This is a genomic window from Streptomyces sp. NPDC059866 (assembly GCF_042731325.1).
GTDB lineage: Bacteria > Actinomycetota > Actinomycetes > Streptomycetales > Streptomycetaceae > Streptomyces > Streptomyces flavusporus.
Genome location: NZ_JBHWJT010000011.1, coordinates 160,196 through 185,494 on the forward strand (window position 1 = coordinate 160,196; position 25,299 = coordinate 185,494).

20 protein-coding genes and 1 pseudogene are annotated in these 25,299 nt (G+C 70.7%); 17 read left to right on the plus strand and 4 right to left on the minus strand.

The genetic code is table 11. The features are described 5' to 3' along the window. The first annotated feature begins 26 nt into the window (after positions 1-26). From recG to mutM, 8 genes and pseudogenes are all read left to right on the plus strand, one after another. Complete coding sequence (gene recG / locus ACFV7R_RS18965) at positions 27-2,225, plus strand: ATP-dependent DNA helicase RecG (protein ID WP_385264606.1); 2,199 nt, start codon at positions 27-29, stop codon at positions 2,223-2,225. 110 nt (positions 2,226-2,335) lie between these two features. Continuing rightward, positions 2,336-2,926 (plus strand): annotated as a pseudogene (rsmD, locus tag ACFV7R_RS18970) (16S rRNA (guanine(966)-N(2))-methyltransferase RsmD); the annotation flags it as partial. 26 nt (positions 2,927-2,952) lie between these two features. Further along, the gene (gene coaD, locus ACFV7R_RS18975) at positions 2,953-3,432 is read left to right on the plus strand and encodes a pantetheine-phosphate adenylyltransferase (protein WP_224736879.1); all 480 of its coding nucleotides are present in this window, start codon (positions 2,953-2,955) and stop codon (positions 3,430-3,432) included. Positions 3,433-3,565: 133 nt separating this feature from the next. Further along, positions 3,566-4,618: an ATP synthase F0 subunit B gene (locus ACFV7R_RS18980; protein WP_385264608.1), complete on the plus strand. Its 1,053-nt coding sequence runs from the start codon at positions 3,566-3,568 to the stop codon at positions 4,616-4,618. A 129-nt stretch (positions 4,619-4,747) separates the two neighbouring features. Next, positions 4,748-5,392, plus strand: a complete 645-nt coding sequence (locus tag ACFV7R_RS18985) for a DUF177 domain-containing protein (protein ID WP_129801575.1) — start codon at positions 4,748-4,750, stop codon at positions 5,390-5,392. Between the two features lie 2 nt (positions 5,393-5,394). Next, positions 5,395-5,568, plus strand: coding sequence for a 50S ribosomal protein L32 (rpmF, locus tag ACFV7R_RS18990; protein ID WP_003951102.1), 174 nt, complete (start codon positions 5,395-5,397; stop codon positions 5,566-5,568). Positions 5,569-5,575: 7 nt separating this feature from the next. Beyond that, on the plus strand, positions 5,576-6,442 hold the full coding sequence (gene rnc / locus ACFV7R_RS18995) for a ribonuclease III (protein WP_385264610.1): 867 nt from the start codon (positions 5,576-5,578) through the stop codon (positions 6,440-6,442). A gap of 91 nt (positions 6,443-6,533) precedes the next feature. After that, on the plus strand, positions 6,534-7,394 hold the full coding sequence (gene mutM / locus ACFV7R_RS19000) for a bifunctional DNA-formamidopyrimidine glycosylase/DNA-(apurinic or apyrimidinic site) lyase (protein ID WP_385264612.1): 861 nt from the start codon (positions 6,534-6,536) through the stop codon (positions 7,392-7,394). Positions 7,395-7,397: 3 nt separating this feature from the next. Here mutM and ACFV7R_RS19005 read toward each other — a convergent pair whose 3' ends face one another. Together ACFV7R_RS19005 and ACFV7R_RS19010 are read right to left on the minus strand one after the other, a co-directional pair. Then, on the minus strand, positions 7,398-7,799 hold the full coding sequence (locus ACFV7R_RS19005; RefSeq protein ID WP_385264614.1) for a winged helix-turn-helix transcriptional regulator: 402 nt from the start codon (positions 7,797-7,799) through the stop codon (positions 7,398-7,400). Positions 7,800-7,872: 73 nt separating this feature from the next. Further along, the gene (locus ACFV7R_RS19010; RefSeq protein ID WP_385264615.1) at positions 7,873-8,991 is read right to left on the minus strand and encodes a CAP domain-containing protein; all 1,119 of its coding nucleotides are present in this window, start codon (positions 8,989-8,991) and stop codon (positions 7,873-7,875) included. A 212-nt stretch (positions 8,992-9,203) separates the two neighbouring features. On the opposite strand from ACFV7R_RS19010, the gene ACFV7R_RS19015 reads away from it, so the two are divergent. The 4 genes from ACFV7R_RS19015 (at position 9,204) to ACFV7R_RS19030 (ending at position 15,676) form a co-directional block, all read left to right on the plus strand. After that, positions 9,204-9,485, plus strand: coding sequence for an acylphosphatase (locus tag ACFV7R_RS19015; protein ID WP_385264617.1), 282 nt, complete (start codon positions 9,204-9,206; stop codon positions 9,483-9,485). A 381-nt stretch (positions 9,486-9,866) separates the two neighbouring features. After that, positions 9,867-10,073, plus strand: a complete 207-nt coding sequence (locus tag ACFV7R_RS19020) for a hypothetical protein (protein ID WP_385264618.1) — start codon at positions 9,867-9,869, stop codon at positions 10,071-10,073. A 217-nt stretch (positions 10,074-10,290) separates the two neighbouring features. Then, positions 10,291-14,049 carry an AAA family ATPase gene (locus ACFV7R_RS19025; protein WP_385264619.1) on the plus strand — a complete coding sequence of 1,253 codons (3,759 nt, stop codon included), beginning with the start codon at positions 10,291-10,293 and terminating at the stop codon, positions 14,047-14,049. 211 nt (positions 14,050-14,260) lie between these two features. Continuing rightward, on the plus strand, positions 14,261-15,676 hold the full coding sequence (locus tag ACFV7R_RS19030; protein ID WP_385264621.1) for a sugar porter family MFS transporter: 1,416 nt from the start codon (positions 14,261-14,263) through the stop codon (positions 15,674-15,676). 87 nt (positions 15,677-15,763) lie between these two features. Here ACFV7R_RS19030 and ACFV7R_RS19035 read toward each other — a convergent pair whose 3' ends face one another. Further along, positions 15,764-16,732, minus strand: a complete 969-nt coding sequence (locus ACFV7R_RS19035) for an LLM class flavin-dependent oxidoreductase (RefSeq protein ID WP_129801583.1) — start codon at positions 16,730-16,732, stop codon at positions 15,764-15,766. A gap of 160 nt (positions 16,733-16,892) precedes the next feature. On the opposite strand from ACFV7R_RS19035, the gene ftsY reads away from it, so the two are divergent. After that, positions 16,893-18,107: a signal recognition particle-docking protein FtsY gene (gene ftsY / locus ACFV7R_RS19040; RefSeq protein ID WP_385264623.1), complete on the plus strand. Its 1,215-nt coding sequence runs from the start codon at positions 16,893-16,895 to the stop codon at positions 18,105-18,107. Between the two features lie 79 nt (positions 18,108-18,186). Here the strand turns inward: ftsY and ACFV7R_RS19045 are convergent, their stop codons facing one another. Beyond that, entirely contained in the window at positions 18,187-18,849 is a 663-nt protein-coding gene (locus tag ACFV7R_RS19045; protein ID WP_129801584.1) for a bifunctional DNA primase/polymerase, read from the minus strand. Between the two features lie 445 nt (positions 18,850-19,294). Here ACFV7R_RS19045 and ACFV7R_RS19050 point away from each other — a divergent pair, with 445 nt between their 5' ends. The 4 genes from ACFV7R_RS19050 (at position 19,295) to ACFV7R_RS19065 (ending at position 25,255) form a co-directional block, all read left to right on the plus strand. After that, complete coding sequence (locus ACFV7R_RS19050) at positions 19,295-20,770, plus strand: hypothetical protein (protein WP_385264625.1); 1,476 nt, start codon at positions 19,295-19,297, stop codon at positions 20,768-20,770. A gap of 338 nt (positions 20,771-21,108) precedes the next feature. After that, positions 21,109-22,449 carry an ammonium transporter gene (locus tag ACFV7R_RS19055; protein ID WP_129801586.1) on the plus strand — a complete coding sequence of 447 codons (1,341 nt, stop codon included), beginning with the start codon at positions 21,109-21,111 and terminating at the stop codon, positions 22,447-22,449. Beyond that, positions 22,446-22,784: a P-II family nitrogen regulator gene (locus ACFV7R_RS19060; protein ID WP_003997576.1), complete on the plus strand. Its 339-nt coding sequence runs from the start codon at positions 22,446-22,448 to the stop codon at positions 22,782-22,784. The genes ACFV7R_RS19055 and ACFV7R_RS19060 overlap by 4 nt, the downstream gene beginning before the upstream one ends. 23 nt (positions 22,785-22,807) lie before the next feature. Next, positions 22,808-25,255, plus strand: a complete 2,448-nt coding sequence (locus tag ACFV7R_RS19065; RefSeq protein ID WP_385264626.1) for a [protein-PII] uridylyltransferase — start codon at positions 22,808-22,810, stop codon at positions 25,253-25,255. Positions 25,256-25,299: the final 44 nt, after the last annotated feature.

Genomic DNA, 25,299 nt, shown 5'->3' on the forward strand with positions numbered 1-25,299 from the left:
CGGCATTGTCAGTGGTGTGGTGTGCAATGGATCTCGTGCCCGCACTGGAAGAACCACTGAAGAAGGTGCTCGGCCCCGCCACCGCGAAGGTGATGGCCGAGCACCTCGGCCTGCACACCGTCGGTGACCTCCTGCACCACTACCCGCGCAGATACGAGGAGCGGGGCCAGCTGACCCACCTCGCCGATCTCCCCATGGACGAGCACGTCACCGTGGTCGCCCAGGTCGCCGACGCCCGTCTGCACACCTTCGCCTCCGCCAAGGCGCCCCGCGGCAAGGGCCAGCGCCTCGAGGTGACCATCACCGACGGCAGCGGCCGGCTCCAACTGGTCTTCTTCGGCAACGGCGTGCACAAACCCCACAAGGAACTCCTGCCGGGCACCCGCGCGATGTTCGCGGGCAAGGTCTCCGTCTTCAACCGCCGTCTGCAACTCGCTCATCCCGCCTACGAGTTGCTGAAGGGGGACGCCGAGGACGCCGTCGACACCTGGGCGGGCGCCCTGATTCCGATCTACCCGGCCACCGCCAAGCTGGAGTCCTGGAAGATCGGCAAGGCGATCCAGACGGTCCTGCCCAGCGCCCAGGAGGCCGTCGATCCCCTGCCGGACTCCCTGCGCGAGGGCCGCCGCCTGGTCTCCCTCCCCGAGGCCCTCCTCAGGATCCACCGCCCGCACACCAAGGCGGACATCGCCGACGCCCGCGACCGCCTCAAGTGGGACGAGGCCTTCGTCCTCCAGGTAGCCCTGGCCCGCCGCCGTCACGCCGACGCCCAACTCCCGGCGGTCGCCCGCAAACCCAAGCCCGACGGCCTCCTCACGGCCTTCGACGACCGCCTACCCTTCACCCTCACCGAGGGCCAGCAGAAGGTCTCCAGGGAGATCTTCGACGACCTGGCCACGGAGCATCCGATGCATCGGCTGCTGCAAGGGGAGGTCGGAAGCGGAAAGACCCTGGTCGCTCTGCGCGCCATGCTCGCCGTCGTCGACGCCGGTGGGCAGGCCGCGATGCTCGCGCCCACCGAAGTGCTCGCCCAGCAGCATCATCGGTCGGTCGTGGAGATGATGGGCGAACTGGCCGAGGGCGGGATGCTGGGCGGGGCCGAGCAGGCCACGAAGGTGATCCTGCTGACCGGGTCCATGGGCACGGCCGCCCGCCGCCAGGCACTGCTCGACCTGGTCACCGGGGAGGCCGGGATCGTGATCGGCACGCATGCGTTGATCGAGGACAAGGTGCAGTTCCACGACCTCGGGCTGGTCGTCGTGGACGAACAGCACCGGTTCGGGGTCGAGCAGCGCGACGCCCTGCGCGGCAAGGGCAAGCAGCCGCCCCATCTGCTCGTCATGACCGCCACGCCCATTCCGCGGACCGTTGCCATGACCGTCTTCGGCGACCTGGAGACCTCCGTCCTCGACCAGCTCCCGGCCGGCCGGTCCCCGATCGCCAGCCATGTCGTACCGGCCGCCGACAAGCCCCACTTCCTCGCCCGCGCCTGGGAGCGGGTGCGCGAAGAAGCCGGCAAGGGCCATCAGGCGTACGTCGTCTGCCCCCGCATCGGTGACGAGGACGAGGACCCGAAGAAGCGCAAGTCCCCGGAGGACGAGGCCGAGAAGCGCCCCCCGCTCGCCGTCCTCGACGTCGCCGGCCAGCTCGCCGGGGGCCCGCTCCAGGGTCTGAAGGTCGAGGCCCTGCACGGCCGTATGCCGCCCGACGACAAGGACGCCGTCATGCGCCGCTTCGCCGCCGGTGAGACCGACGTCCTGGTCGCCACGACGGTCATCGAGGTCGGCGTGAACGTGCCGAACGCGACCGTGATGGTGATCATGGACGCCGACCGCTTCGGCGTCTCCCAGCTCCACCAGCTGCGCGGCCGCGTCGGCCGGGGCTCGGCGCCCGGCCTGTGCCTGCTGGTCACCGAGATGCCCGAGGCGAGCGCGGCCCGCCAGCGGCTCAACGCTGTGGCGGCCACCCTCGACGGCTTCGAACTCTCCCGTATCGACCTCGAGCAGCGCCGCGAGGGCGACGTCCTCGGCCAGGCCCAGTCCGGTGCCCGCACCAGCCTGCGCGTGCTCGCCGTCATCGAGGACGAGGAGATCATCGCCGAGGCGAGGGAGGAGGCAGCAGCGGTGGTCGCGGCCGACCCGGAGCTGACCCGCCTTCCGGGTCTGAGGACGGCCCTGGACGCCCTTCTGGACGAGGAGAGGGAGCAGTACTTGGAAAAGGGGTGAGCGGGAGCGTCCCTTCAGGGGGCGGGGCGGAGCCGCAGTCGGCCAGGGCGAATGCGCACCCCCACCGTGGCCTGCCAAACTGAACGCAAAGGACCCACGAACAAGGACCCGAGATGACCCGCGTGATCGCCGGCGCAGCCGGCGGACGCCGCCTAGCCGTCCCGCAGGGAACCCGCACCCGCCCCACCTCCGACCGCGCTCGCGAGGGCCTCTTCTCCACCTGGCAGTCCCTGCTCGGCGGCCCTCTGGACGGCGAGCGGGTCCTTGACCTGTACGCCGGTTCCGGCGCCGTCGGCCTGGAAGCCCTCTCCCGGGGCGCCGGCCACACCCTCCTCGTCGAAGCCGACGCCCGAGCGGTCCGCACGGTCCGGGAGAACGTCAGAAACCTCGGCCTGCCCGGCGCCGAGGTCAGGGCAGGCAAAGCGGAACAGATCATCCGCACACCGTCCCCGGCGGAGCCGTACGACATCGTCTTCCTCGACCCGCCGTACAGTGTCTCGGATCACGATCTTCGCGAGATTCTGCTCACACTCCGCACGGAGGGGTGGCTCGCGGACGAAGCCCTCGTCACCGTGGAGCGCAGCACCAGAAGCGGTGAGTTCGGGTGGCCGGAGGGCTTCGAAGCACTCCGTACCCGCCGGTACGGTGAGGGAACGTTTTGGTACGGTCGCGCCGCCTCTACGTGCGAAGACGCACCATGACCGGACCGGAGAGCGAGGGATCTCAAGTGCGCCGTGCCGTCTGTCCCGGGTCGTTCGACCCGATCACCAACGGACACCTCGACATCATTGCCCGCGCCTCCCGCCTGTACGACGAGGTCTATGTCGCGGTGATGATCAACAAGTCCAAGAAGGGCCTCTTCGAGATCGACGAGCGGATCGATCTGATCCGCGAGGTCACCGCCGAGTACGGCAACGTGCGGGTCGAGGCCTTCCACGGCCTCCTCGTCGACTTCTGCAAGCAGCGCGACATCCCTGCCATCGTCAAGGGCCTGCGCGCGGTCAGCGACTTCGACTACGAACTGCAGATGGCCCAGATGAACAACGGCCTGACGGGCGTCGAGACCCTCTTCGTGCCCACCAACCCCACCTACAGCTTCCTGTCGTCGTCCCTGGTCAAGGAGGTCGCGGCCTGGGGCGGCGACGTCTCCCACCTGGTCCCCCCGCCGGTCCTGGCCGCCCTGACCGAGCGTCTCAAGCAGGACTGAGGGCGCCCGACGCACGCCCGGGACGCGCGCCGCGAGCCCTGATGGCCCGTCATCCGGTGTCCGGCGGGCACCCCATGGCCGTACAGTCGTCCCGTCCGTCTCCAACACAGCTGTAGAGAGTGGCGAGCAACCGGTGGACGTGCAGAAGAAGCTCGACGAGATCGTCGCGGCGGTCTCCAGTGCCCGGGCCATGCCCATGTCGGCCTCGTGCGTGGTCAACCGCGCCGACCTGCTCGCCATGCTGGAAGAGGTGCGCGCGGTGCTGCCCGACTCCCTCGCCCAGGCCCAGGAGCTGATCGGCGGCCGGGAACAGATGGTCGAGCAGGCCCGTCAGGAGGCCGAGCGGATCATCCAGGGCGCGCACGCCGAGCGCGGCTCGCTGATCTCCGACACCGAGGTCGCCCGCCGCTCCCAGGCCGAGGCCGACCGGATCCTCGCCGAGGCCCGCAAGGAGGCCGAGGAGATCCGCGCCGAGGCCGACGACTACGTCGACTCCAAGCTCGCCAACTTCGAGGTCGTCCTCACCAAGACCCTCGGCTCCGTCGGCCGCGGCCGCGAGAAGCTCCTCGGCACCGGCCCCGGCCTCGACGACCAGGGCTACGAGGACGAGGACGCCCCCGAGCGCAGCCATGACCCGGAGACCCTGCGCCGCACCGCCGACGAGTACGTGGACGTCAAGCTCGGGGCCTTCGAGGCGGTCCTCGCCAAGACCCTGGAGGCCGTCGGCCGCGGCCGGCAGAAACTGCACGGCCGGATCGCCACCGACGACCTCGGCGCCCTGGACACCACGACCGTCCAGCACAGCAGCGACGCCGACTACCTCGCCGACCTGGCGGCCATCGCCGACACCCCGGCCGAACAGCCGCCGGCAGCGGTACCGGCCCAGCCGTCGTACGCCCAGCAGGACGCCTACGCGTACCAGCAGTCGCCGCAGCAGCAGCCGCAGCAGAACGATCCGTACGGCTACCAGCAGCAGTACGCCCAGCAGGACCCGTACGGCTATCAGCAGGCCGATCCGTACGCCGCCTACCCGCAGCAGCCCGCGTACGACCCGAACCAGGGCCACCCCGGTTACCAGCAGCCCCAGCCCCAGTCCCAGGCGCTCGACGAGACCAGCCTCTTCGACACCAGCATGATCAGCGCGGAGCAGCTGCGGGCGTACGAACAGGGCCGCGGCAACGGCTGACGCAGCCGATTGGGCCGTCAGCGAAAGGTCCAGTATCCTGGCTCTTCGGTCGCGCGTACGTCCGCGATCAACGCTGCCCGGGAACACCGAAGGGCGGCGTACCTGAAGCTCACAGGATCGAAAGCAGGAATGGCTCTGAACGCCCGCCTCGACCACCGCAACCCCCTCGTGTTCGACACACACGAGCTGGGTCGGCGGCCTGGTGCGCTGCAGCGCCTGACCCGCACGATCGACGCTCCGAAGGACCTCGGTCTCAAGGACGTCATCGGAGTGCCGGAAGGCGCACCGGTGGAGCTCGAACTCCGGCTCGAGTCGGTCATGGAGGGTGTGCTCGTCACAGGCACCGCCCGTGCGCAGGCCGAGGGGGAGTGCGTAAGGTGTCTGGAGCCGGTCGAGCTCGAGCTCGAAGCGGACTTCCAGGAGATGTTCTCGTACCCTGACGCCGATGACCGGGGCCGCGTCAAAGCGGAGCCGGCCGACGACGCCGAGGAAGACGAGGACAGGCTCTTTCTCGAGGACGGCCTGTTCGACCTCGAACCCGTGCTGCGTGATGCGGTGGTGCTCGCACTGCCGATGCAGCCGGTGTGCCGGGAAGACTGCCCCGGCCTGTGCTCCGAGTGCGGAGCGCGGCTGGCGGACGACCCGGACCACCACCACGACGCCGTCGACATCCGTTGGGCGGCATTGCAGGGACTCGCCGGTTCACTCGAAGACGGCGATAAGGACGAGATGAGCGGCGCCGAACCGGGCGTCGACGAGAAGCAGGAGAAGTAGCCGTGGCTGTTCCGAAGCGGAAGATGTCGCGCAGCAACACGCGCCACCGCCGGTCGCAGTGGAAGGCTGCGGTCCCCACCCTGGTTGCGTGCGAGCGCTGCCACGAGCCCAAGCAGCAGCACATCGCGTGCCCGTCGTGCGGCACTTACAACAAGCGCCAGGTTCTCGAGGTCTGAGCGGCTGGTGAGAGGCACTGTGTCCACGCCAAAGAAGCAGGCTTCCCGTGTGAGCGGGAGTGCACCGGCGGACAACCAGGCCTCGTCCCACACGCTTCTGGAAGGGCGGCTCGGCTACAAGGTCGAGTCCGCCCTTCTGGTGCGAGCGCTGACCCACCGTTCCTACGCGTACGAGAACGGCGGTCTGCCGACGAACGAGCGGCTGGAGTTCCTCGGCGACTCCGTCCTCGGTCTCGTCGTCACCGACACGCTGTACCGCACCCACCCCGACCTGCCCGAAGGCCAGCTGGCCAAGCTGCGGGCCGCGGTGGTGAACTCGCGTGCGCTGGCGGATGTGGGGCGGACGCTCGAACTCGGCTCCTTCATCCGGCTCGGCCGCGGTGAAGAAGGCACGGGAGGCCGGGACAAGGCATCCATCCTCGCCGACACCCTCGAAGCGGTGATCGGCGCGGTCTATCTCGACCAGGGCCTGGACTCGGCGGCGGAGCTGGTGCACCGCCTGTTCGACCCGCTGATCGAGAAGTCCTCCAACCTCGGAGCCGGCCTGGACTGGAAGACCAGTCTCCAGGAGCTCACCGCGACCGAAGGCCTCGGTGTCCCCGAGTACCTGGTCACGGAGACCGGCCCCGACCACGAGAAGACCTTCACTGCTGCCGCCCGCGTCGGAGGCGTCTCGTACGGCACCGGCACCGGCCGCAGCAAGAAGGAGGCGGAGCAGCAGGCCGCGGAGTCCGCCTGGCGGGCCATCCGCGCCGCGGCTGACGAGCGCGCCAAGGCGGCGAAAGCCGCGCAGGCCGCGTCCGTCGAGGCCGCTCAGACGGCGGCAGCGACCGGAACCGCTCCGGCGGCCACGGCAGTCGAAGCCGACGACTGATCGCCGTCATCCAGTACAGCGCAACCCGAGCGCCCGCCCCGCACCCGGGGGCGGGCGCTCGGCTCATACACCGGTTGTCACGGGGGATGCCATGCCCGAGTTGCCCGAGGTCGAGGTCGTACGGCGCGGTCTTGAGCGGTGGGTCGCCCACCGGACCGTCGCCGACGCCGAGGTGCTGCACCCCCGTGCCGTGCGCCGCCACCTCGCCGGCGCCGACGACTTCGTCCACCGTCTCAAGGGACACCGGGTCGGCACACCGAGCCGGCGCGGCAAGTACCTGTGGCTTCCTCTGGAGGACACCGACCAGTCGATCCTGGCCCACCTCGGCATGAGCGGCCAGCTGCTGGTCCAGCCGCACATCGCACCCGACGAGAAGCATCTGCGCATCCGCATCCGCTTCGCCGACGCCCGCGATACCGAGCTGCGGTTCGTCGACCAACGCACTTTCGGCGGACTGTCGTTGCACGACACCACCCCCGACGGCCTGCCCGACGTCATCGCGCACATCGCCCGTGATCCGCTCGACCCGCTGTTCGACGACGAGGCCTTCCACCAGACCCTGCGCCGCAAGCGCACCACCATCAAACGGGCCCTGCTGGACCAGTCGTTGATCAGCGGCGTCGGCAACATCTACGCGGACGAGGCCCTCTGGCGTACCCGCCTGCACTACGACCGCCCGACGGCGACCTTCACCCGCCCGCGCACGCACCAACTCCTCGGCCACATCAGGGACGTGATGAACGCGGCCCTCGCGGCGGGCGGCACCAGTTTCGACAGCCTGTACGTCAACATCAACGGCGAGTCGGGCTACTTCGACCGGTCGCTGGACGCGTACGGGCGGGAGGGGCTGCCGTGCAAGCGCTGTGGCACGCCGATGCGCCGGCGCCCGTGGATGAACCGGTCCAGCTACTACTGCCCCAAGTGCCAGCGCCCGCCGCGGGTGGCGCCGTAACTGCTACCGGGGCGCGCGTTCCTCGTCGTAGCGCCCGCGCGCCGCGAGGACGTCGTCCATGCGGCCCTCCACGTAGTGGATGAGGGCCAGCAGACGCTCGGCGACCTCGTGGCCCAGCGGGGTGAGTTCGTAGTCCACGCGGGGCGGGTTGGTCGGCTGGGCCTCGCGGTGCACCAGGCCGTCGCGCTCCAGCGCATGCAGGGTCTGGGACAGCATCTTCTCGCTCACGCCGTCGACCCGGCGGCGCAGCTCGTTGAAGCGGAAGGACCCCTCGTGCAGGGCGCCGAGCGTGAGCGCGCCCCAGCGTCCCGTGACATGCTCCAGCGTGCCGCGCGACGGGCAGGCCTTGGAGAACACGTCGTACGGAAGGTTCTGCTCCGCCGTGCGCTCCTGCGAGGTCGTCATTCCTCAAGCGTACTCGAACGCAGCGCTGACCCATAGATTGCGCTAACCATTGGTTAGTGCACCCGGGTCGCTCCTAGTACCCGAAGTTCTGGGTCCACCACGGGCCGCCGGAGCCGTAGTGCACTCCCACACCCAGCGTCTTGAAGTCGCAGTTCAGGATGTTGGCGCGGTGGCCGGGGCTGTTCATCCAGGCGTCCATCACGGCCTGGGCGTCGGCCTGGCCCCGGGCTATGTTCTCGCCGCCGAGGCTGGTTATCCCGGCCGCCTCCGCCCGGTCCCACGGAGTGGCGCCGCTCGGGTCGGTGTGGTCGAAGAAGCCCTGTGCGGCCATGGCCTCGCTGAAGTCGCCGGCGAGCTCGGCCAGCGCGCTGTTCGCGGCCAGCGGGCTGCAGCCGGCCTTCGCGCGCTCCTCGTTGACGAGCTTGAGCACCTCGGCCTCGGCGGCGGACTCCGCGGAGACCGGCGAGGACGGGGCGTCGGTCTTCTCGGGCGCCTTCGTGGCCGCTTCGTTCCGGGAGGGCGTCGTCTTCGGCTTCTTCGACGGCGTGGTCTGCGTCGGTTCCTCGGCGGGAGCCTTGCCGGCCGGCGGGGCCGACGGCTTCGACGTCGGGGTCGAGGGAGACGGGGAGGGGGAGCTGGAACGCTCGGTGTCCTGGCTCGCCGGCGCAGTGGTGTCGCGGCTCTCCTCGGCGCTGCCGGACGTGCCGCCCTGCTGCGTCTCGGTGTTGGTCGGGATGTCGGTGGTCTGCACCTTGTCCCCGCTGCCTCCGCCGAGCGTGTAGCTGTCACCGCCGGGCAGTACACCAGTGGCGACCGCGACCGTGCCGATCGCGACCGCCGCGGAGACGCCCAGCAGGCCGGTGCGGACCGGCGTCACGCCCTTCTTCTTACGGCGTCGGTGCGAGCCCCCGTCCCGGGGCCCGTCGCCGGGCAGGTACCCGTCGCTCGAGAAGACCGCCGTGTCGGCGGCGCGCTCGTGGTCGTCCGGGGCGAAGAGATAGGCCTCGCTCTTCGTCACCGCCTCGGCGTACGCCTCCGGGTTCAGGTACGGCGCGATACCGGGCGCGGCCTGGCCGCCCCCGTACGAGTGCTGCGGGTTGTGGCCCCCCACGGCTGAGCCGTGCGTCTCGTTGACCCCCGTGGCGCGGCCCGTGGCGGCGCGGCCGGCGGCGGAGCGTCGGTGGCGTCCCATGTCCTGGCCTTCCTCGTCCTCGCGGTCGACTCGTCCGTCCGTTCGTCCGCACGGTGCGTCTGCGCGATTCGTCCGTGTGCGGTTCGTCCGTGCGGTTAAGCAAACCCACTCGATCGAGTGAGTTTCATATGAGATTCATTGGGGCTGGACGGTACCGCATGGCGCTGGGGGAGGAAGTGTCCCCAGAGACATTGGCCGGTTAGGTTGCACCCATGAGCGAGGATGTGCGGCTGGTCGCCTGGGTGCGAGGACGCGTCCAAGGTGTGGGTTTTCGCTGGTTCACGCGCGCCAAGGCGCTCGAGATCGGCGGCCTGAGTGGTTTTGCTCTCAATTTGGACGACGGTCGGGTCCAGGTGGTCGCGGAGGGTAGCCCCGAGGGCTGTCAGGGTCTGCTCGACTGGCTCCAGGGCGACGACACGCCCGGGCGTGTGGAGGGAGTGACCGAGATCTGGGACACACCCCGCGGCGGCTACGACGGCTTCGCCGTGCGCTGACCCGGCAGGGCCGAAAGGGTGGTGCGGCACCGGCGGGGTATGTCACCGGCAGCTGCCCCGAGTGGAAACGACCAGGTGGTTGCCAAGAAGCGCTTGCCGTGGCAGGCTCCACACGCAAGGATGATCGCCACGCCTTGAGGGCCCCGCAGGAGTCGTCGCGCCGCCGTTTCCCGGCCGCGCACCCCGGGTTGCTCGCCGATACGGGGCGTGATCGTGTTGACCGTCAAACTTTTTGGTGAGACGCTGAAAGCCCCGCGCACCTTAGCTGTTTGGCATGGATGAACGGCAGCACAACTCCACAGTGCCAAGCGGCCGCGGGTGCGAAATCCCTCACGACCCACACCGCATCGGTCGGTCACTCAGTGTGGAGGACCATCCATCATGGCAAAGGCGCTTCTCGGTTACGTCGGCGGCTCCGACCCTCGACTCCTCGCCGAGATGCGACGGCTCCAGCAGCGCGTACAGGACCTGGAATCCGAGCTTATGCGGATCCAGGCGGAGAACGACGCGCTGACGGCTGCCGCTTCTCACCACGACAGGATCATGGAGAGCGTCGACGCACACCAGGCGGAGCCTGCGCTCACCTGATCGCTGCATCGCACAACGACAGCAGTGGTTGGGTTGCCCGTATCAACCGCTAAGTTGTCAGAAGTGGCAAGGGACGCTCCGGCGTCCCTTCTTTCTTTGCCCCGCGCATCCTTTCACCCTCTTTAACGTCTGGTGTGCCCTGCACGTTCAAGGGTGAAACCGCAGGGTGACGAGTGTTCGTGGAGTGAGACAACCCCGGGAGGTAGAGTCCAGCGGCGTGCACCTCAAGGCCCTGACCCTCCGTGGGTTCAAATCGTTCGCCTCGGCCACGACGCTCCGGTTCGAGCCGGGCATCACGTGTGTCGTCGGACCGAACGGTTCGGGCAAGTCCAACGTCGTGGACGCGCTCAGCTGGGTCATGGGGGAGCAGGGCGCCAAGTCGCTGCGCGGCGGCAAGATGGAGGACGTCATCTTCGCCGGCACCACCGGGCGCCCGCCGCTCGGCCGCGCCGAGGTGTCGCTGACCATCGACAACTCCGACGGGGCCCTGCCCATCGAGTACGCCGAGGTCACCATCACGCGGATCATGTTCCGCAACGGCGGCAGCGAGTACCAGATCAACGGCGACACCTGCCGGCTGCTCGACATCCAGGAGCTGCTCTCCGACTCCGGCATCGGCCGCGAGATGCACGTCATCGTCGGCCAGGGCCAGCTCGACTCCGTGCTGCACGCCGACCCCATGGGCCGTCGTGCCTTCATCGAAGAGGCCGCGGGCGTCCTGAAGCACCGCAAGCGCAAGGAGAAGGCGCTGCGGAAGCTGGACGCGATGCAGGCCAACCTCGCGCGTGTGCAGGACCTGACGGACGAGCTGCGCCGCCAGCTCAAGCCGCTCGGCCGGCAGGCCGCGGTCGCCCGCAGGGCCGCCGTGATCCAGGCCGACCTCAGGGACGCTCGCCTTCGCCTCCTCGCCGACGATCTCGTACGGCTGCGAGAGGCGCTCAAGGCCGAGGTCGCCGACGAGGCCGCGCTCAAACAGCGCAAGGAGGCCGCCGAGCAGGAACTGAGGAAGGCGCTCCAGCGCGAGGCGCTCCTGGAGGACGAGGTACGGCAGCTCGCGCCCCGCCTCCAGCGTGCCCAGCAGACCTGGTACGAGCTCTCCCAGCTCGCCGAACGGGTGCGCGGCACCATCTCGCTGGCCGACGCGCGCGTGAAGAGCGCGACCTCCGCCCCGCCCGAGGAGCGGCGCGGCCGCGACCCCGAGGACATGGAGCGCGAGGCCCACCGCATCCGTGAGCAGGAGGCCGAGCTCGAGGCGGCCCTGGAGGCGGCGCAGCGGGCACTGGACGACACGGTCGCCCATCGAGCCGAACTGGAGCGCGAACTCGCCCTCGAGGAACGCCGGCTGAAGGACGCGGCCCGGGCCATCGCCGACCGCCGTGAGGGACTGGCCCGGCTGAACGGCCAGGTCGGCGCGGCCCGTTCCCGCGCGGCCTCCGCCCAGGCCGAGATCGACCGCCTCGCCGCCGCCCGCGACGAGGCGCAGGAGCGGGCGTTCGCCGCGCAGGAGGAGTACGAGGCGCTCAAGGCCGAGGTCGACGGCCTCGACGCCGGTGACGCGGAACTGGCCGAGCGGCACGAGGCGGCGAAGCAGCAGCTCGCGCAGGCGGAGGCCGCACTCGCCGCCGCCCGTGAGGCGACCACGGCGGCGGAACGCAGCCGGGCCGCGACGCAGGCCCGCCATGAGGCCCTCGCCATGGGACTGCGCCGCAAGGACGGCACCGGCGCCCTGCTCGGCGCGAAGGATCGTCTCACCGGCCTGCTGGGCCCGGCCGCAGAGCTGCTGACGGTGACGCCGGGCCACGAGGTCGCCCTGGCCGCCGCCTTCGGCGCAGCAGCCGACGCCATCGCCGTGACGACCCCGGCATCGGCAGCGGACGCCATCCGCCTCCTGCGCAAACAGGACGCGGGCCGCGCGGCCCTGTTGCTGGCGGGAGCACCGGAGGACACGGACGGGGGAGGCCGGGGTGGCGACCGGAGCGCCGACGTGGGGGCATCGGGCGGGGTGATGCCCGCGGAGCGTGGTGCGGGTGTTTCGGGCGGTGCGACGTCCGGGGAGCGTGGCGCGGATGCTTCAGGCGGGGCGAGGACCGCAGACGCCGGTCCCGGGGCCGGTGACGCTTTGCCGCCGGGGGCCGGTGCTCCTCCCGCCGTATCCGGGAAAGCGCGCCCCGAGGGTCCGTCGTATGCCGCTGATCTCGTGCGGGGACCCGCCGAGCTCATGCCCGCGGTGCGGCGGCTGCTGCGGGGGATCGTCGTCGTCGGGACGCTGGAGGACGCCGAGGAGCTCGTGTACGCACGGCCCGATCTCACCGCCGTCACCGCCGAAGGGGATCTGCTCGGGGCGCACTTCGCTCACGGCGGGTCCGCCGGGGCGCCCAGTCTGCTCGAGGTGCAGGCGTCGGTGGACGAGGCGGCCGCCGAGCTGGACGAGCTGGCCGTGCGGTGCGAGGAGCTGGCCGAGGTGCAGGCCGCGGCCGGCGAGCGGCGCAAGGAGGCCGCCGCGCTCGTCGAGGACCTGGGTGAACGGCGTCGGGCCGCCGACCGTGAGAAGTCGGCGGTGGCCCAGCAGCTCGGCCGGCTCGCCGGGCAGGCCCGGGCGGCCGCGGGGGAGGCCGAGCGCAGCGTCGCCGCCGCGGCACGCTCCCAGGAGGCGCTCGACAAGGCGCTTCAGGAGGTCGAGGAGCTCGCCGAACGGCTTGCCGTCGCCGAGGAGATGCCGGTCGAGGAGGAGCCCGACACCTTCGTACGGGACCGGCTCGCCGCCGACGGTGCCAACGCACGGCAGACCGAGATGGAGGCCCGGCTTCAGGTCCGTACGCACGAGGAACGGGTCAAGGGGCTCGCCGGGCGGGCCGACTCACTGGACCGGGCCGCCCGCGCGGAACGCGAGGCACGCGCGCGTGCCGAGCAGCGGCGGGCGCGCCTGAGGCACGAGGCGTCCGTCGCGCAAGCCGTCGCCTCCGGCGCGCGCCAGCTCCTCGCGCACGTCGAGGTCTCCCTCGCCCGCGCGGACGAGGAGCGCACCGTTGCCGAGGCGGCCAAGGCACAGCGCGAGCAGGAGCTGGCCGCCGCCCGCACCGAGGGCCGCGACCTCAAGGCCGAGCTCGACAAGCTCACGGACTCCGTGCACCGCGGTGAGGTGCTCGGCGCCGAGAAGCGGCTGCGGATCGAGCAGTTGGAGACCAAGGCGCTGGAGGAGCTGGGCGTGGAGCCGGCGGGGCTGGTCTCCGAGTACGGCCCGCATCAGCTCGTACCGCCCTCGCCGCCCGCCGAGGGCGAGGAGCTGCCGGAGGATCCCGAGCACCCGCGCAACCAGCCGAAGCCGTTCGTCCGGGCGGAGCAGGAGAAGCGGCTGAAGTCGGCCGAGCGGGCGTACCAGCAGCTCGGCAAGGTGAACCCGCTGGCCCTGGAGGAGTTCGCGGCGCTGGAGGAACGGCACAAGTTCCTCAGCGAGCAGCTGGAAGACCTGAAGAAGACGCGTGCCGACCTCCTTCAGGTGGTGAAGGAGGTGGACGAGCGCGTCGAGCAGGTGTTCACCGAGGCCTACCGGGACACGGCCCGGGAGTTCGAGGGCGTCTTCAGCCGGCTGTTCCCGGGCGGCGAGGGCCGGCTCGTGCTGACGGACCCGGACAACATGCTCACCACGGGCGTGGACGTCGAGGCGCGGCCGCCGGGCAAGAAGGTCAAGCGGCTCAGCCTGCTCTCCGGCGGCGAGCGGTCGCTGACGGCCGTGGCGCTGCTGGTGTCGATCTTCAAGGCCCGGCCCAGTCCGTTCTATGTGATGGACGAGGTCGAGGCGGCGCTCGACGACACGAACCTGCAGCGGCTGATCCGGATCATGCAGGAGCTGCAGGAGGCCTCGCAGCTCATCGTCATCACGCACCAGAAGCGGACGATGGAGGTCGCCGATGCGTTGTACGGCGTCTCCATGCAGGGCGACGGTGTGTCGAAGGTCATCAGCCAGCGACTCCGGTGACTGCGTGCGGTCTGCACCTGTTGCGGCCTGCGCCTCCAAATGAGTTCAACATGTGAACGCAAGCACGACACGCCTGCGCGAAAAAGTCACAGTAAAGAACCTATTGACTTCGAAACCTGAAGGCATAGTCTCTGCAACGTTGCTTTTACCTTCAGGTTGAAGGGCTCACCACCACCCCGGCAGTGACGCCGGTGGCCCGAGGAGTTACCACGTGACCAGCACAGCGCAGGCACCTCAGCAAGGAGCCAAGGCGGCACCCCCCGAACATCTGGGGCACGTCGTCTTCATCACCGCCGCAGCCGCCATGGGTGGCTTCCTCTTCGGCTATGACAGCTCCGTCATCAACGGTGCCAACGGCGGCATCCAGGCTCGCTTCGAGCTCAGCTCCGGTGCCACCGGTACCGTCGCCGCCTGCGCCCTGCTGGGCAGTGCCGTCGGTGCCGCCCTCGCCGGCCGGGTCGCGGACCGCATCGGCCGTATCCGCGTGATGCAGATCGCGGCGGTGCTGTTCGCCGTGAGCGCCGTCGGCTCCGGCCTTCCGTTCGCCGCGTGGGACCTCGCCGCCTGGCGTGTCCTCGGCGGTATAGCCATCGGTATGGCCTCGGTCATCGGCCCCGCCTACATCGCCGAGGTCGCCCCGCCGGCGTACCGGGGCAGGCTCGCCTCCTTCCAGCAGGCAGCGATCGTCATCGGCATCGCCGTCTCGCAGCTCGTCAACTGGGCCATCCTCAACATGGCCGACGGCGAGGAGCGCGGGGAGATCGCGGGCATCGAGGCCTGGCAGTGGATGCTGGGCGTGATGGTCGTGCCGGCCGTGATCTACGGCCTGCTGTCCTTCGCCATCCCCGAGTCGCCGCGCTTCCTGATCAGCGTGGGCCGGGTCGACGACGCCAAGAAGGTGCTCGCCGACGTCGAGGGCGACATCAACCTGGACGCCCGCGTCGCCGAGATCGACGAGGCCATGCGCAGCGACCACAAGTCGACGTTCCGGGACCTGCTGGGCGGCCGGTTCGGCCTGCTGCCGATCGTCTGGATCGGTATCGGCCTCTCCGTCTTCCAGCAGCTGGTCGGCATCAACGTCATCTTCTACTACTCGAACCTGCTGTGGCAGTCCGTCGGTGTCGACCCGTCGAGCTCGTTCTTCTACTCGTTCGAGACCTCGATCATCAACATCATCGGCACCGTGATCGCGATGATCTTCGTCGACCGCATCGGCCGCAAGCCGCTCGCGCTGATCGGCTCGATCGGTATGGGCATCTCGCTCGCGCTGGCCGCCTGGTCCTTCTCGTACCAGAACGGCAACGACCCGCTGCCGACCGCCCAGGGTGTGGTCGCGCTGATCGCCGCCAACGCGTTCGTGCTGTTCTTCGCCCTGTCCTGGGGTGTGGTCGTCTGGGTCATGCTCGGTGAGGTCTTCCCGAACAAGATCCGTGCCGCCGCGCTCGGTGTGGCCGCCTCGGCCCAGTGGCTCGCCAACTGGGCGATCACGATCACCTTCCCGGACCTGGCGGAGTGGAACCTGTCGCTCACCTACGTGATGTACGCGGTGTTCGCCTTCCTCTCCATCCCGTTCATCCTCAAGTTCGTGCCCGAGACCAAGGGCAAGACGCTGGAGGAGATGGGCTGACCCGCCCCCTGATCTCGGGGAGAAGGGCCAAGTCCCCGCTGCCCCTCTCCTCGTACTCGTAAGAGACGTACTGCCCCGGCTCGCAGATCATGTGAGCCGGGGCAGTACGTCGTCGCAGAACAGGTGCAGGCTGCGCCAGCCCTCCTCCAGCGGCATCCCGCCCACGAGCGGATGCAGGACGAGGTTGTCGAGCCCCTGTGCCACGCACTCGTCCGGTGTGAGGACCCGGTAGACGCCCTCGGCGCGCAGCTCGTCCACCGTCGTCGCCGTCGAACGCACCGCCGAGCGGATGCCGGCCGACTGCCAGGAGGCGTACGTCCGCGCCTCGTGCAGGAAATGCCCTCCGTACGTCGCCCAGGTGCGGTCGGGGTCCTCGGCGAGGTGCAGGAGAGGGGTCTCGGCGGCGGGCATCATGGTCCAGCCCTCGGTGCCGTACTCGACCAGCCGCTCCTTGTAGTAGGCCTCCAGCTCGGGCAGATGGGCGCTGGGGAAGAAGGGCAGGCCGAGGCGGGCGGCCCGGCGGGCGGCGGCCTTCGAGGAGCCGCCGACCAGCAGCAGCGGGTGCGGATCGGAGTACGGGCGCGGGGTGACCCGTACCGTACGGCCCCGGTACTCGAACTCCTCGCCGGTCCAGGCCTTCAGCACCGTCTCCAGCAGCTCGTCCTGCAGCCGCCCGCGCCGCTTCCACTCCACGTCGAACTGGGCGTACTCCTCCGGCCGGTACCCGATCCCCGCGACGGTCACGAGCCGTCCGCCGCCGAGCAGATCCAGTACGGCGATGTCCTCGGCCAGTCGCAGCGGGTCGTGCAGCGGGCCGATGACCGCCGACACGGTGACCGCGAGGTGCCGGGTGGCGCCGAGGACCGCTCCGGCGAAGGCGAACGGCGAGGGCAGCCAGTTGTTCGCGACGCCGTGGTGCTCCTCCGTCTGCACGGTGGTGATTCCCCGGTCGTCGGCGTACGCGGCCATCTCCAGGGCGGCCCGGTAGCGGGCGTGGAGGGAGGCGGGGGTGGCGCCGGGCTCGACGAGGTTGAAACGGACGACCGTGACGGGCATGGGAAGGTCTCCCTTCACCGGGCGGGTGTGGAGGGGGACATTAGCTGACGGAGTGTCAGACAGCCAGGGTCATGCTGATGTGCGCCTGACATGACGACGCCTCTTGGAGGAATGCACAAGATGGGCTCGGCGGACCCTCATGGCTAATACTGGACGCGTTATGGAAATCGTCATCCTTGCTGTAGTCATCGCCGTGGTCGTGCTCGGCGCGCTCGGCGGGCTCATCGTCGGCAGCCGGCGCCGCAAGTCGCTGCCCCCGCCGCCCACCACGCCCGACATCACCGCCCCTCCGGCCGAGCCGCACGTCGGCGACGAGGCCGAGACGCCGCGCGACGAACCGCGCCGCACGATCGAGGAGGTGGACCTCCCGGACGGTTCGGCCCCGGTCACCGTCGAGGAACCGCCCCTTCCCGAACTCGAAGTCCCCCTCGTCCCCCCGATCGAGGTCCCCGAGCCCACCGCCGGCCGGCTCATCCGGCTGCGCGCCCGGCTCTCCCGGTCCCAGAACGCCCTCGGCAAGGGACTGCTCTCGCTGCTGTCGCGCGAGCACCTCGACGAGGAGACCTGGGAGGAGATCGAGGACACCCTGCTCACCGCCGACGTCGGCGTGCAGCCCACCCAGGAGCTGGTCGAACGGCTGCGCGAGCGCGTGAAGGTGCTCGGCACCCGCACCCCCGAGGAGCTGCGCGGCCTGCTGCGCGAGGAGCTGCTCACCCTGATCGGCCCCGACCTCGACCGCACCGTGAAGACCGAGCCGGAGACCAGCAAGCCCGGCATCGTGATGGTCGTCGGCGTCAACGGCACCGGCAAGACCACCACCACCGGCAAGCTCGCCCGCGTCCTGGTCGCCGACGGCCGCAGCGTCGTCCTGGGCGCCGCCGACACCTTCCGGGCCGCGGCCGCCGACCAGCTCCAGACCTGGGGCGAGCGGGTCGGCGCCCACACCGTGCGCGGGCCGGAGGCCGGCGACCCCGCCTCGGTCGCCTTCGACGCGGTCAAGGAGGGCAAGGAGATGGGCATGGACGTCGTGCTCATCGACACCGCCGGCCGCCTGCACACCAAGACCGGCCTCATGGACGAGCTCGGCAAGGTCAAGCGCGTCGTCGAGAAGCACGCCCCGCTGGACGAGGTGCTGCTCGTGCTGGACGCGACCACCGGCCAGAACGGTCTCGTGCAGGCCCGCGTCTTCGCCGAGGTCGTCGACATCACCGGCATCGTCCTCACCAAGCTGGACGGCACCGCCAAGGGCGGCATCGTCGTCGCCGTGCAGCGCGAGCTCGGCGTCCCGGTCAAGCTGGTCGGGCTGGGCGAGGGCGCGGACGATCTGGCGCCGTTCGAGCCGGAGGCGTTCGTTGACGCCCTTATCGGAGAGTGACCACCTACCAAAACCGGTATGTGTCGAAGAAGCGCCCGCCTCCAGGTGAAGCTGGGGACGGGCGCTTTGTCGTGTACGGCTACGCGCGTGACCGGTGCGCCACGTAAGCCAGCGTCCCCAGCAGCAGCCTCGCCGCCGGTGGCTTCGTGGCCGAGTCCAGGTCGGGCGGGCGCAGCCAGCGGACCGGGCCGAGGCCGGCGCGGTCGGAGGGCGGGGCCGTGATGTACGTACCGGGGCCCAGGCCGCGCAGGTCGAGGCTCGGGTCGTCCCAGCCCATGCGGTAGAGCAGCGCGGGAAGCTCGGACGCGGAGCCGGGGGCTACCAGGAAATGGGCGCGGCCGTCCGGGGTGGCGGTGACGGGGCCGAGGGGGAGGCCCATGCGCTCCAGCCGGGCCAGCGAGCGCCGCCCGACCGGCTCGGCGACCTCGATCACGTCGAACGCGCGCCCGACCGGCAGCATCACCGCGGCGCCCGGCACCTCGGCCCAGGCCTCGGTCACCGCGTCCAGCGTCGCTCCGGCCGGCACCTCGGACGCGAAGTCCAGCGGATGCGCACCCGGCGCCCGGCACTCGGGGCGGCCGCAGGAGCATACGCCCGCGGCGGCCCGGGCGCCCGGGGCGACGTCCCAGCCCCACAGCCCGGTGTACTCGGCCACGGCGGTGCACTCCGAGGAGCGGCCGCGGCGGCGCGAGCCGGACCGGATGTCGCGGATCCCTCGACTGCTGCCGATCGTGAAGCCCATGCCCCCTCCAACGGGTCCGGCGCACCGGTGGTTACGAGACGGAATCGGAATGTGACTCTGCGTCTCCGCCTTCCCGGTGCCGCGCGAATCCAGTCGGCGCCCGGAAGGATCCGGGGTGGTGCGTCCGACGGCGCGCGCCCCCGTGTGCAACGCTGCGCTCAGTCCTGTTCCGTCCTATGTCAAGTGAATCGTCTGGAGGCGACCGGGAGTTCATTCGAAGGGGTGGCGAATGGTGGCGATTCCGGGATCGCCGTGGCTGAAGCGGTGATCGTAGGATTACTTTGAGTGCACGCCACCCGGGGCACATGCGCCGGTGGGTATGCCCGGGGCAAGCAGGTTGCTCGTTCGAAGAGTGAGAACCGCCGGACGACGGCCGTATCGACGGGCATTCTGATAGGGCTTGGCGCACTTGGTGACAAGCGGTCTGAGGGATGGGGGCGTTCCAGTGGGCGGCAACGGCGGAAGCGGGATGAACGCTGAGAAGCGCCCGAATGAGCTGTTGGGCTCGTGGTTCGTGCGCAGCGGCTGGTCCAAGGGCGAGCTCGCGCGGCAGGTGAACCGCAGGGCACGCCAGTTGGGGGCCAACCACATCTCCACGGACACCTCGCGGGTGCGCCGCTGGCTGGACGGGGAGAATCCCCGCGAGCCGATCCCCAGGATCCTCTCGGAGCTGTTCTCCGAGCGGTTCGGCTGCGTCGTCTCCATCGAGGACCTCGGTCTGCGCACCGCCCGCCAGGCGCCCTCCGCGACGGGTGTCGACCTGCCCTGGACGGGCCCACAGACGGTGGCCCTGCTCGGCGAGTTCTCGCGCAGCGACCTGATGCTGGCGCGGCGCGGCTTCCTCGGGACCTCGCTGGCCCTGTCGGCGGGCCCGGCCCTGATCGAGCCGATGCAGCGCTGGCTGGTCCCCACCCCGTCCGCCCCGCAGCCGGAGCCCGCGTCGGTGCCCGCCACTCCCGCGCGCGGGCGGCTGTCCAGGCCCGAGCTGGACCTGCTGGAGACCACCACGGTGATGTTCCGCCAGTGGGACGCCCAGTGCGGCGGCGGTCTGCGTCGCAAGGCGGTCGTCGGCCAGCTGCACGAGGTGACGGATCTGCTCCAGGAGCCCCAGCCGGAGGCCACCACCCGCAGGCTGTTCAAGGTCGCCGCCGAGCTGGCCGAGCTGGCCGGCTGGATGTCGTACGACGTGGGGCTCCAGCCCACCGCGCAGAAGTACTTCGTGCTCGCCCTGCACGCCGCCAAGGAGGCCGGTGACAAGCCGCTGGGCTCGTACATCCTCTCCAGCATGAGCCGCCAGATGATCCACCTCGGGCGGCCCGACGACGCCCTGGAGCTGATTCACCTCGCGCAGTACGGCAGCCGGGACTGCGCGAGCCCGCGCACCCAGGCGATGCTGTATGCGATGGAGGCCCGCGCCTACGCCAACATGGGGCAGCCCGGCAAGTGCAAGCGGGCCGTGCGGATGGCCGAGGACACCTTCACCGATGCCGACGACTGGGACGAGCCGGACCCCGACTGGATCCGCTTCTTCTCCGAGGCCGAGCTGTACGCGGAGAACTCCCACTCCTTCCGCGACCTCGCCTATGTCGCCGGCCGCAGCCCCAGCTACGCCTCCCTCGCCGAGCCGCTGATGCAGCGGGCCGTGGAGCTGTTCGCGCAGGACGGCGAGCACCAGCGGTCGTATGCGCTCAACCTCATCGGCATGGCCACCGTGCACCTGCTCCAGCGCGAGCCCGAGCGGAGCGCCGAGTTCGCCGACCGGGCCATGACGGTCGCCAAGAAGGTCCGCTCCGAGCGGGTCAACACTCGTATCCGAAAGACCGTCGACACCGCCGCCCGCGACTTCGGTGATCTCGCCGAGGTCGTGGACCTCACCGACAAGCTCGCCGTCGAGCTTCCGGAGACCGCCGAGGCGGTCTGAGCACCCCGCCCAGCCCCTGAACTCCGGCCGCGGCCGGCCCTCCCGAACTGCCCGACTCGGCTCCCCCATGCCAGGTCATCGGAAGGCCGCCGCGGCCGGTTTGCTGTTCCCGCGCAGGCTGCCACCGAAGGTTGCGCCACGATAACGATCGCGCGGCCCGGGAGCGGGCAGTTCATCGACGCGTAACACACAGGGCGCCTTCGTCACCGTCGCGAAACAACGAGGGGCTTCCACCGAAACGGCGCTGCGCCAATCTCGTGGCCCATAACCGGCCCACCCCTCATGACCGCTCAAGGCTTCGCCCGCACGGGGCCGTATTCAACGACGAGGAGACGCCGATGGCACCAGCCATCACGCTTGCCGCAGAGACGGAGCTCTCTGCCGCCAACACAGGCTTCATGCTCATCTGTTCCGCCCTGGTGATGCTCATGACTCCGGGCCTGGCCTTCTTCTACGGAGGCATGGTCCGCGTCAAGAGCACTCTGAACATGCTGATGATGAGCTTCATCAGCCTCGGGATCGTCACCATCCTGTGGGTGCTGTACGGCTTCTCCCTCGCCTTCGGCACGGACTCCGGCAGCATCATCGGCTGGAGCTCGGACTACGTCGGCTTCACCGGGATCGGCACCGCAGACCTCTGGAGCGGCTACACCATCCCGGTCTACGTCTTCGCCGTCTTCCAGCTGATGTTCGCGATCATCACGCCCGCCCTGATCAGCGGCGCCCTCGCGGACCGTGTGAAGTTCACGGCGTGGGCGCTGTTCGTCGCCCTGTGGGCCACGGTCGTCTACTTCCCGGTCGCGCACTGGGTCTGGGGCACCGGCGGCTGGGCCTTCGAGCTGGGTGTGATCGACTTCGCCGGCGGTACGGCGGTCCACATCAACGCCGGTGCCGCGGCGCTCGGCGTGATCCTCGTCATCGGCAAGCGGGTCGGCTTCAAGAAGGACCCGATGCGCCCGCACAGCCTGCCGCTGGTCATGCTCGGTGCCGGTCTGCTGTGGTTCGGCTGGTTCGGCTTCAACGCCGGCTCCTGGCTCGGCAACGACGACGGCGTCGGCGCGCTGATGTTCGTCAACACCCAGATCGCCACCGCCGCAGCCATGCTGGCCTGGCTCATCTACGAGAAGCTCCGCCACGGCGCGTTCACCACGCTGGGCGCCGCCTCCGGTGCCGTCGCCGGTCTGGTCGCCATCACCCCGGCCGGTGGCGCGGTCGACCCGCTCGGCGCGATCGCGGTCGGCGCCATCGCCGGTCTGCTGTGCGCCATGGCCGTCGGCCTGAAGTACAAGTTCGGCTACGACGACTCGCTCGACGTGGTCGGCGTCCACCTGGTCGGCGGTGTCCTCGGCTCCCTGCTCATCGGCTTCTTCGCCAGCGGCAAGGGCCAGTCCGAGGTCGAGGGCCTCTTCTACGGCGGCGGCCTGGAGCAGTTCTGGAAGCAGTGCGCCGGTGTCTTCGCGGTCCTCGCCTACTCCCTGGTCGCCTCTGCGATCCTTGCCTTCCTGATCGACAAGACGATCGGCATGCGGGTCTCCGAGGACGATGAGGTGGCCGGCATCGACCAGGCCGAGCACGCCGAGACCGCATACGACTTCAGCGGTGCCGGTGGTGGCGCCTCCCGCACCGCCTCCGCCCCCGCGCCGGTCGCCGAAGCTGCGAGCAAGAAGGTAGACGCATGAAGCTCATCACCGCCGTCGTCAAGCCCCACCGGCTCGACGAGATCAAGGAGGCCCTCCAGGCCTTCGGAGTACACGGTCTGACGGTCACCGAGGCGAGCGGCTACGGTCGTCAGAGGGGTCACACCGAGGTCTACCGGGGCGCCGAGTACACCGTCGACCTGGTCCCCAAGATCCGCATCGAGGTGCTGGCCGAGGACGACGACGCCGAGCAGCTGATCGACGTCATCGTGAAGGCGGCCCGCACCGGCAAGATCGGTGACGGCAAGGTCTGGTCTCTCCCGGTCGAGACGGCCGTACGGGTCCGGACCGGCGAGCGCGGACCGGACGCGCTCTGACACAGAGGAACAGGAGTCGCTGGGTGACGAGCACGGGCGTACGGACGGAAGCAGAGGACTCGGGACCCAGCGGCTACGCGGCGGCCCGGCTGCGCCTCCTCACGGAGGGGGCGCAGTCCGGGCCGCCGCGCCGTGCCGCCCTGGCCGAGCTGACGGACGACTGGCTGGCCGGGCTCTTCGACGCCGGAGCCGAAGGACTGCGCGGGGTGTCCCTCGTCGCGGTCGGCGGCTACGGCCGTGGTGAGCTGTCCCCGCGCAGCGACCTCGACCTGCTCCTGCTGCACGACGGCGGCGACCCCGCCGCGATCGCGGCCCTCGCCGACCGCATCTGGTACCCGGTCTGGGATCTCGGCCTCGCCCTCGACCACTCCGTCCGTACGCCGGCCGAGGCCCGCAAGACGGCCGGCGAGGACCTCAAGGTCCAGCTCGGCCTGCTGGACGCCCGGCACATCGCCGGTGACCTCGGCGTCACGGCCGGCCTCAGGACCACCGTCCTCGCCGACTGGCGCAACCAGGCCCCCAAACGCCTGCCCGAGCTGCAGGAACTGTGTGCCGAACGCGCCGAGCGCCAGGGCGAGCTGCAGTACCTCCTGGAGCCGGATCTGAAAGAGGCTCGCGGTGGGTTGCGCGACGCCACCGCCCTGCGTGCCGTCGCCGCCTCCTGGCTGGCCGACGCCCCGCGCGAGGGCCTCGACGACGCCCGGCGCCGGCTGCTCGACGTGCGCGACGCCCTGCACCTGGCCACCGGGCGCGCCACCGACCGGCTCGCGCTCCAGGAGCAGGACCAGGTCGCCGCCGAGCTCGGCCTCCTCGACGCCGACACGCTGCTGCGGCAGGTGTACGAGGCGGCGCGGGTCATTTCGTACGCCAGTGATGTCACCTGGCGTGAAGTGGGGCGCGTGCTGCGGTCGCGCGCCGTGCGGCCACGCCTGCGCTCCATGCTGGGCGGTGGGAAACAGGTCGCCGAGCGCTCTCCGCTGGCCGAAGGGGTGGTGGAGCAGGACGGCGAGGTGGTGCTCGCCCGGGCCGCGCGCCCCGACCGCGACCCCGTGCTGCCGTTGCGCGCCGCGGCCGCCGCCGCTCAGGCCGGTCTGCCGCTCTCTCTGCACGCCGTACGGCGCATGGCGGCCGGAGTGCGCCCGCTGCCCACGCCCTGGCCCGCCGAGGCGCGCGAACAGCTGGTGACCCTGCTGGGCTCCGGCCGTCCCACGATCGAGGTCTGGGAGGCGCTGGAGGCCGAGGGCCTGATCACCCGGCTGCTGCCGGACTGGGAGCGGGTCCGCTGCCGGCCGCAGCGCAACGCCGTGCACATCTGGACCGTCGACCGGCATCTCATCGAGACCGCCGTCCGCGCCTCCGAGTTCACCCGCCGGGTCAGCCGCCCCGACCTGCTCCTGGTCGCCGCGCTGCTGCACGACATCGGCAAGGGCTGGCCCGGCGACCACTCGGTGGCCGGCGAGATCATCGCGCGCGATGTGGCCGCCCGTATCGGCTTCGACCGCGCGGACGTGGCCGTCCTCTCCACCCTCGTACGCCATCACCTGCTGCTCATCGAGACCGCGACCCGGCGCGACCTGGAGGATCCGGCCACCGTCCGCTCGGTGGCCGAGGCGGTCGGCACGCAGAGCACGCTGGAGCTGCTGCACGCACTGACCGAGGCCGACGCGCTGGCCACCGGACCGGCCGCCTGGTCGTCCTGGCGCGGCTCGCTCGTCGCCGACCTGGTCAAGCGGGTCGCGGGCGTTCTCGCCGGGGACCCCCTCGACGAACCCGAGGCCGCCGCGCCCACTGCCGAGCAGGAGCGGCTGGCCCTGGAGGCGATCGCGACCGGCAGCCCCGTGCTGGCGCTGCGCGCGCAGACCGAGCCGCCGGCGGAGGAGCAGCCGTCCGGCGATCCGGAGCCGCTCGGCGTGGAGCTGCTCATCGCCGTACCGGACCAGCCGGGCGTGCTGCCCGCGGTGGCCGGCGTCCTCGCCATGCACCGTCTGACGGTCCGCACGGCGGAGCTGCGGGCGCTGGAGCTGCCGGAGGGTGTCGAGGGCTCGGTGCTGCTGCTGGACTGGCGGGTAGCCGCCGAGTACGGCTCCCTGCCCCAGGCCGCCCGGCTGCGCGCCGACCTCGTGCGCGCCCTCGACGGCTCCCTGGACATCGCCGCCCGCCTTACCGAGCGCGACGCCGCCTATCCGCGCCGCCGGGGCGTGGTCGCGCCGCCGCCGCGGGTGACGGTCGCCTCGGCCGCCTCCCGCCTCGCCACGGTGATCGAGGTGCGCGCCCAGGACGCGCCGGGACTGCTGTTCCGGATCGGGCGGGCGCTGGAGGACGCCGGCGTACGGGTGCGCAGCGCGCATGTGAGCACGCTGGGCGCCAACGCCGTGGACGCGTTCTATGTCACAGATCCGGAGGGTGCGCCCCTGCCGGGCACGGAGGCGACGGTGGTGGCGCAGAAGCTGGAGGAGGCTCTGCGGGGGTGACCCCGCAGCGTCCGGGCGTTCAGCAGGGCGTAGCGGGTGGGGAC